General features: G+C 56.1%; 4 protein-coding genes. 2 read left to right on the top strand and 2 right to left on the bottom strand.

Annotated elements, in window-relative coordinates; all coding sequences use genetic code 11:
* Window positions 1-450 precede the first annotated feature (450 nt).
* On the bottom strand, window positions 451-1,998 hold the full coding sequence (locus tag QVO43_RS06405) for an AbgT family transporter (protein WP_022487718.1): 1,548 nt from the start codon (window positions 1,996-1,998) through the stop codon (window positions 451-453).
* A 263-nt stretch (window positions 1,999-2,261) separates the two neighbouring features.
* Between QVO43_RS06405 and ftsH the strand changes: the two genes are divergently transcribed.
* Both ftsH and QVO43_RS06395 read left to right on the top strand, forming a co-directional pair.
* Entirely contained in the window at window positions 2,262-4,154 is a 1,893-nt protein-coding gene (gene ftsH / locus QVO43_RS06400; protein WP_022487717.1) for an ATP-dependent zinc metalloprotease FtsH, read from the top strand.
* A 105-nt stretch (window positions 4,155-4,259) separates the two neighbouring features.
* The gene (locus tag QVO43_RS06395; protein WP_022487716.1) at window positions 4,260-5,855 is read left to right on the top strand and encodes a hypothetical protein; all 1,596 of its coding nucleotides are present in this window, start codon (window positions 4,260-4,262) and stop codon (window positions 5,853-5,855) included.
* 66 nt (window positions 5,856-5,921) lie between these two features.
* Here QVO43_RS06395 and QVO43_RS06390 read toward each other — a convergent pair whose 3' ends face one another.
* Complete coding sequence (locus QVO43_RS06390) at window positions 5,922-7,451, bottom strand: Ppx/GppA phosphatase family protein (RefSeq protein WP_022487715.1); 1,530 nt, start codon at window positions 7,449-7,451, stop codon at window positions 5,922-5,924.
* Between the last annotated feature and the right edge of the window lie 128 nt (window positions 7,452-7,579).

Here is a 7,579-nt window from a genome sequence, read left to right as displayed (position 1 = left end):
AATTCCGCATCTGATGGATGCGGAATTTTTTTTGTCACTGGTCAACGGTCACTGGTCACTGGCCGTTGGAAAGAACCCGTGGCTGACGGGTTCTTTTAAATAAAAAAATGGAGGAAACCTGCTCCTGGTGGGTTTCTCCGAAGGGAAACGCAGCCTGTGGGCTGCTAACCCACCACCATTGCACAGGCGCAACGGTCCCCCGCCCTTGAAAAGGGCGGATATACGCTGGGGCTTACGCCCTTGCTTTCAGGCACAAGGGCACTGCCCGCGTGCCTGTTATCCGCCCTTTTCAAGGGCGGGGGTATCCATGCACAGCATGGGTGGTGGGTTAGCAGCACCGGCTGCGTCCTGAATCGAAGAAACCCGCCATTCGGCGGGTTTATGCCTTTGACCAACAGAGGGTCTGCTGCATCCGCAGCAGACCCTCTGTTACGTCCGTTATGCACTTTCTTACAGGAACAGTCCGGCTCCCGGCCCTACAGGCAGGCCCAGGAAGATCCAGACGCCCATGAGCAGGCTCCAGGTGATCAGGAAGGTGATGGAATAGGGGAGCATCATGGAGATCAGGGTTCCCAGTCCGGCGTCTTCCTTGTACTTCTGCATGAACACCACAATCATGGCGAAATAGCTCATGAGAGGGGTGATGATGTTGGTGGAGGAGTCCCCGATCCGGTAGGCTACCTGGGTAAGAGCAGGGGACAGGCCCAGCCGGTACATCATGGGTACGAAGATGGGCGCCATAATGGCCCATTTGGCAGAGGCGGATCCCATGAACAGGTTCAGGAAGGCGGACAGGAAGATGAACAGGATAATGAGAGGCAGACCGGTAAGGCCGGCGGCTTCCAAGGCATCGGCTCCCTTGAAGGAAACGATAAGCCCCAGGTTGGTCTTGCCGAAGTAGGCGATGAACTGGGAAGCGAAGAAGGCCAGAACCATGTATCCGCTGAGGGATTTCATGGCGGCGGTCATGGCGGCCACCAGGTCATGGGAAGTGTTGATCTTTCCCACAATCTTTCCGTACACCAGGCCTGGAATCAGGAACAGAAGCAGGATGGCGGGAATCAGGCCGTTGTGCATGAAGGCTTTCAGGGTGTACTCTCCGGTGGCTTTTTCCAGGGTGCGGAATACGGCGTTTTCCGGGAACATGAGCACCGCCATCAGGGCCACATAAACCAGCAGTGCCAGGGCGGCCCAGTTCAGGGCTTTGTTTTCCAGAGGGGTGATGGGCTGGTTGTCCGATTTGTAGATTCCAGTGTAAGTGCCCAGGTTCTTTTCCACGATTTTGTCGGTGACAAAGGTGCCTACAATGGTCAGCAGCACCGTGGAGGCGGCCAGGAAGTACCAGTTGCAGGTGGGATCCAGGACCATGTCAATGCCGGCGGCGATCAGGGCCTGGTTGGTGATCCCAGTAAGCAGGGGATCGGTGGTTCCGATCAGCAGGTTGGCGGAGAAGCCTCCGGATACCCCGGCGAAGGCGGCGGCCATGCCGGCCAGGGGATGGCGTCCTGCCATGGCGAAGATCATGGCTCCGATGGGGACTACGATCACGTATCCGGCATCAGAGGCGATGTTGGACATAACCCCGGCGAACACCACAATGGGGGTGAGAAATTTGGGGTTGGCATTCATCAGCAGTTTTTTCAGGGAGGTGTTGAACAGGCCGGACCATTCGGCTACCCCTACCCCCAGCATGGCCACCAGAACGGTGCCCAGAGGAGCGAATCCGGTGTAGTTTTTGGTGGCGGTGTCGAACATGTACCGGAGCCCTTCCGCGTTCAGCAGAGAGACGGCTTTTTTGGTGACTTCCGCCTTGGCCCTGGCGTCAAAATAGGTGACGGTCAGGCCCTGGGATGCGGCAAAATGGGAAATGACGACGACAATCAGGGAGAGAATGAAGAAAAGGATCGCAGGGTGGGGCAGTTTGTTGCCGATGATTTCCACCCCTCTCAGGAAACCTCCGATTTCCTGGGGATTTTTCTTCTGGGTTGCGTTGGACATGGATGGTGCCTCCTTTTGAGTGAAATAAAACGGTGCAGGTTGGGTACGGTCAAAAAGCATAACGGACTGAATACTATGACTATTTTAACAAAAAGTAAATAAAAAAGAAAGGCAAAAAGACAAAAATGTCTGTAAATAATGGACAATGGTACAGAACTCTCAGAAAATTAAACGGAAAATCAAGTTCTGTTATTTTTCACAATGGTTTGTGCTATAATCAATAGAAAAGCATGCAGAACCCCTGCGGAAAGGATGAAAATATCATGGATGACAAAAATCCGGACAAGCAGTCGAAGAGAGTCAGACTGTATTACATCGCAGCCATTTTGCTGATCCTGATTATCAATACGGTCATCAGTCCCATGTTCTTTCAGCCGAAAGTCCATGAGGTCAGCTATACCAATTTCCTGAACATGGTGGATGAGGGAAAAGCCACCAAGGTGGAAATCACCAAGGATCGGATTGCCCTTTTGTGCAATCAGGATGGAAAGGAACAGATTTACGTAACGGGACGGGTGGATGACCCGGAACTGGTCAGCCGGCTGGTAAAGGCCAAGGTGGAATTCTCTCAGGTAATCCCCAAACAGGAATCTCCCATTATGTCCTTCTTCAACAACTGGATCCTGCCCTTCCTGCTGTTTATGGTAATCGGCCAGCTGATCATGCGGTACCTGGGGCCTAAATTGGGCGGGGGCAACATGATGAGTTTCGGCAAAAGCAATGCCAAGGTGTACATTGCCGCCCAGACCGGCAAGACATTCAAGGATGTGGCCGGTCAGGATGAAGCCAAGGAAGCCCTCCAGGAAATCGTCAATTACCTGCACAACCCTTCCAAATACAAAGCCATCGGGGCTGTGATGCCCAAAGGGGTGCTGCTGGTGGGGCCTCCCGGCACCGGGAAAACCCTGCTGGCCAAGGCTGTAGCCGGGGAAGCCAAGGTGCCCTTCTTCTCTATCTCCGGTTCTGAGTTCATTGAAATGTTCGTGGGCATGGGGGCTGCCCGGGTCCGGGATCTGTTCAAACAGGCCCAGGAAAAGGCACCCTGTATTGTGTTCATCGATGAAATCGACGCCATCGGCAAAAAACGGGACAACGGATCCTTCGGCAGCAACGACGAACGGGAACAGACCCTGAACCAGCTGCTGTCTGAAATGGACGGGTTTGACGGCAGCAAAGGGGTCATCATCCTGGCGGCCACCAACCGGCCGGAAGTGCTGGATAAGGCACTGCTCCGTCCGGGCCGGTTCGACCGGCGGGTGCCGGTGGAACTGCCGGATCTTCAGGGAAGGGAAGCCATCCTGAAGGTCCATTCCCATGATGTGAAGATGGATCCCCAGGTGGACTTCCATACCATCGCCCTGGCTACCAGCGGTGCCTCCGGGGCGGAACTGGCCAACATCGTCAACGAAGCTGCCCTCCGGGCGGTACGGATGGGCCGTTCGGAAGTGATCCAGGAAGACCTGGAGGAGAGCGTGGAAGTGGTCATTGCCGGGGCCCAGAGAAAGGGTGCGGTGATTTCTCCGGAAGAGAAGAAGGTCATTGCCTACCACGAAATCGGCCATGCCCTGGTGGCGGCCAGCCAGAAGGATTCGGCACCGGTCCACAAGATTACCATTATCCCCCGGACCTCCGGGGCCCTGGGGTACACCATGCAGGTGGATACCCAGGAAAAGGTGCTCATGAGCCGGGAAGAACTGTACAACAAGATCGTGACCCTGACCGGGGGACGGTCTGCGGAAGAAGTGGTGTTCAACCTGGTAACCAGCGGTGCCTCAAACGACATTGAACAGGCCACCAAGCTGGCCCGGGCCATGATTACCCGGTTCGGTATGACCGATGAATTCGACATGGTGGCTCTGGAAACAGTGAACAATGCCTACCTGGGCGGGGATACCTCCCTGGCCTGTGCTCCGGAAACGGCCGCCCGGATCGACGAGGCGGTGTTCGCCGTGGTGAAGAAGGCTCACAAAGAGGCCCGGGAGATCCTGGAAGCCCATCGGGAAAAAATGGACGAACTGGCTCAGTACCTGCTGAAGAAAGAAACCATCACCGGAGACGAATTCATGGCCATTCTCCACGGGACCATGAAACAGGAAGAAACGGAGACGGTGGAAGTATCCGTCGTTCCAGAAACGACCGATGCTCCTCAAGCTTGACGGCGGACAAAAGAGGCTGCTGCACAAACCGTGCAACAGCCTCTTTTCTATGTTATAATGAGTTCTCTGCATCATGCTACAACTTTGAGAAACAGGATGAGAAAAATGGAAACACGCACGAAACCCTGGAAACAGGGAAAAAGCATTTTTGACTATATCAAAAGCAATCTGGATGAGGACGGGTTCTTTACCCGGGAGAATCTGGAGGACCGGGCGGTGGTGGCCGGGGACAGCGATGTGCTGCTGGAACCTGGTGCTGCCGACGCCTATCTGGCCAGCAACAGCCAGGCGGAAGAGGCGGCCAATCCGGTAGGGGACCAGATTTACCAGGTGCTTCGGGCCTATGCGGAAGATCCCACCCCGGAAAATGCCACCATGCTGTACATGGGGATTTCTTCCACCCCCTGCATCCTTTACTACGAATCCCTGGTGGATGCCCTCAGTGAGGACCGGATTCCCCAGCCTTTGTGGGAACTGGCCCGGGAATGGCTGTATGAAGCCTCCAGCCGGGAAACGGTGAAGCTGGCCATTGTAATCTGCGGTCTGTACATGCTCAACGAGCAGGATCTGACTGTGAACTGGCAGCTGAAACAGGATCTGATGATTCTGTCCCGGTGTGAGGAATTCACCAGCTTTGTGATCTACGCGCTGGAACTGAGCCACCAGCTGGAGCAGAAGGACCTGTGGGACATGCTCCAGCACACTTCCGGCTGGGGCAAGCTGTGCGCTATGCAGGCCTATGATTTCGCTGCTCCGGAAGACCAGGCCTGGCTGGTGGTCCACGGCTGCGATCTGACCATCGATTATCCGGCAGTGTCCCTGATGATCTTTTCCCGGGTGAACATCCCGGCTCTCCTGTCGGAACCCCATCTGGAACATCCCCAGTTCCAAGGGATCAGCCATATCCTGCTGAACTACCTGGCCTTCCTGCTGGGATTCCAGCAGCTGGAGGCACCGGAAGATGACAAGATGCCGGTGATCGACCTGTTTTCGGTAATGGAAAAGTTCCTGAAGCATGCCCAGGAATACCATACCGACCTGATGGACGGAGCGGCCCTCATCAATATGGCGGAAGGGCTCCGGACCATGGTGGAGGATGAATGCTGGGATTACCTGACCATGAACCAGTGCCATATCCTGATCAGCGAGCTGGAAACCCTGGTGTTTTCCCAGGACTGGCTGCCCCAGATCAGGGCCAATCTGCTGGAGCCGGACGGCCGGGTGAACCTGATCGTGGTCCATATGGCCTATGCCCTGGATCTGGACATCCACCGGGAATTGTGGAACCTGCTGAAGAAGGATCCCCGGCGGACGGAGCTGTACCCGTTCCTGCTGGATACCCAGGATAAACGGCGGTTCAACCGGGTGATGAAATTCGCCCGGGAACATGCAGACGAGTATCTCCAGGAGGAATATGTGATGGAGCCCCTGCTCCAGGCCCTGGAGGAACATCCCGGGGAAGGGGAGGACCTGCTGGAAAAGGCCCTGACCTCCATTTACGATTCCTGCCGGGGCACGGCCCTGGGGGTACTGGACAGCTGGCCGGACAAGAACTGGTCCCCCCGGATGCGGCTGGCCCTGCTGAGAGCCAGGGACATGAGCCAGCATCCCCTGCTGAAGCTGCGGGTGGATGTACTGCTGAAAAAAAGGACCATGGATTTCGCCAGTTTCCTGGACGTAATCCATGAGCATCAGAAATAGGGGGACTGCTTTGCAGTCCCCCTATTTCTGTCAAAGGGGCTGTTGCTCTTGCAACAGCCCTTTTTTTTATCCTATTTCCTTCACAACCACCGTCAGCGAACATCCCAGGTTCTTCCGGAACCACTTGGTCATGGTCTGGAGCTGTTGGAGCTCTACGGAGGGGGCCCGGGTGGCGGTGATGGTGAGCACAGCGCCTCCGTTCAGGATGGCAGGTTCGATGGTTTCAATGGCCCCGGTCTGGGTGTAATCCAGACATTCCGCCAGGGCCAGGAGCAGAGCGGCGTTGCTCAGCCGTTTCATGTCGATTTCCGGGATCAGCTTCCGGTAAGGCCGGTTCCGGAGATAGCCCCGGTTCACCCCGTGGTGCCAGGCGGCCAGGATGGCGGTGTACACCACATCCAGATGGTTCAGCCCGAACAGTTTGCCGTTTTCGATCAGGTAGCCGCTGTGCCGGGTGTGGTTGTAGTAGTTGATGGTGATGCCAATGTCATGAAGCAGGGCGGCGGTTTCCAGCAAAGGTTCCCACCGGGCCGGCTCCAGCTTGTGGAGGGACTGCCAGCCCTGGAACAGCTGGAGGGCGTATTTGGCCACCAGCCGGCAGTGGTCTTCGTCCGGGGAATAGAGATGGATCATGTTTTCCCGGGCGGTTTCCAGGATGTTGGGGGTAATGAGGGGCAGTTTCGTGTGTTCGTGGAGGTATTGGGAGAACAGCCCTTCCCGGAGCCCGCAGCCGGAAACAATCATCTTCCGGGCCTTGCTCCGGTCTGCCAGGGCCTTGATGATGGAGGAACCGGCAATGATCACATCCGCCCGGTCATTGGACAGGCCGGGGATCCGCCGCCGGGTGGCCAGGGTAGTGCCCGGCAGGGTCTTGTACCATTCTTTGAAGTCCTGGATGGTGAACTGGTAATTGTGGAGTTTGGAGGTGAAGTATTTGGCCCGTTTCTGTTCGATCTTCCCTACGGAACGGGCGGTGCCTCCCACCCCTACCAGAGGCAGGCCGCAGCCGGCAATCCAGGGAGCCTTCTGCATCTGGTCGTTGATGGCCCGGCGCATTTTGTTCAGGGCGGCCGGATCCACCGTGTTGTTCAGCTTGAAGGTCTTGGTCAGGTTCACGCAGCCGATGGGCAGGCTGACACTGTCCACCAGCTTCCGGTCCCGGACCAGGATCACTTCCGTGGAAGCACCCCCCAGGTCGAAGATCACCGCATCTTTTACGTCGATGGTGTTGATCACGCCCAGATAGCTGAGATAGGCTTCGGTTTTCCCGGAGATGATCTCCAGGTTGATCCCGGAAGCCTGGGAAGCAGCCTTGGCCAGCCGGGCCCCGTTGGGAGCGTTCCGGATGGCGGCGGTGGCCACGGCGATGATTTCGTCTGCGTGGAAGATCCGGCACATGGAGGCGAAATTCTTCAGACAGTTGGTGGTGGCAGTGAAGGCTTCTTCCGTCAGATACCCTTTCCGGTCCGTTTTCAGGGCCAGCCGCAGCGGGTCCTTCTGGTTGTACACCAGGTTGCAGGCGTTGGAAGCATGGATCTCCATGATCACCAGACGGGCCGAGTTGGACCCCACGTCGATAATGGCAATGCGTTTCATAAAATCCCCCGATCCACACGTGTATATAAAAAAACTATACTCCGCGAACACTGTTTTTTTCTTATAATAGAAGTGTTAAACTAAAAATAGTATAACACGATTGATACACAGAGGGTAGGACAAACCGG

The sequence above is a fragment of the Acidaminococcus sp. CAG:542 genome (genome assembly GCF_000437815.1).
Classification (GTDB): domain Bacteria; phylum Bacillota; class Negativicutes; order Acidaminococcales; family Acidaminococcaceae; genus Acidaminococcus.
The sequence above is the reverse complement of the archived record's forward strand: the minus strand, read 5'-3'. Positions and strand labels throughout refer to the sequence as shown.

Excerpts from the sequence above, each read along its gene's own strand:
- ftsH (WP_022487717.1), top strand. The coding sequence starts at position 2,262 with ATGGATGACAAAAATCCGGACAAGCAGTCGAAGAGAGTCAGACTGTAT.
- QVO43_RS06405 (WP_022487718.1), bottom strand. The coding sequence starts at position 1,998 with ATGTCCAACGCAACCCAGAAGAAAAATCCCCAGGAAATCGGAGGTTTC.
- QVO43_RS06395 (WP_022487716.1), top strand. The coding sequence starts at position 4,260 with ATGGAAACACGCACGAAACCCTGGAAACAGGGAAAAAGCATTTTTGAC.
- QVO43_RS06390 (WP_022487715.1), bottom strand. The coding sequence starts at position 7,451 with ATGAAACGCATTGCCATTATCGACGTGGGGTCCAACTCGGCCCGTCTG.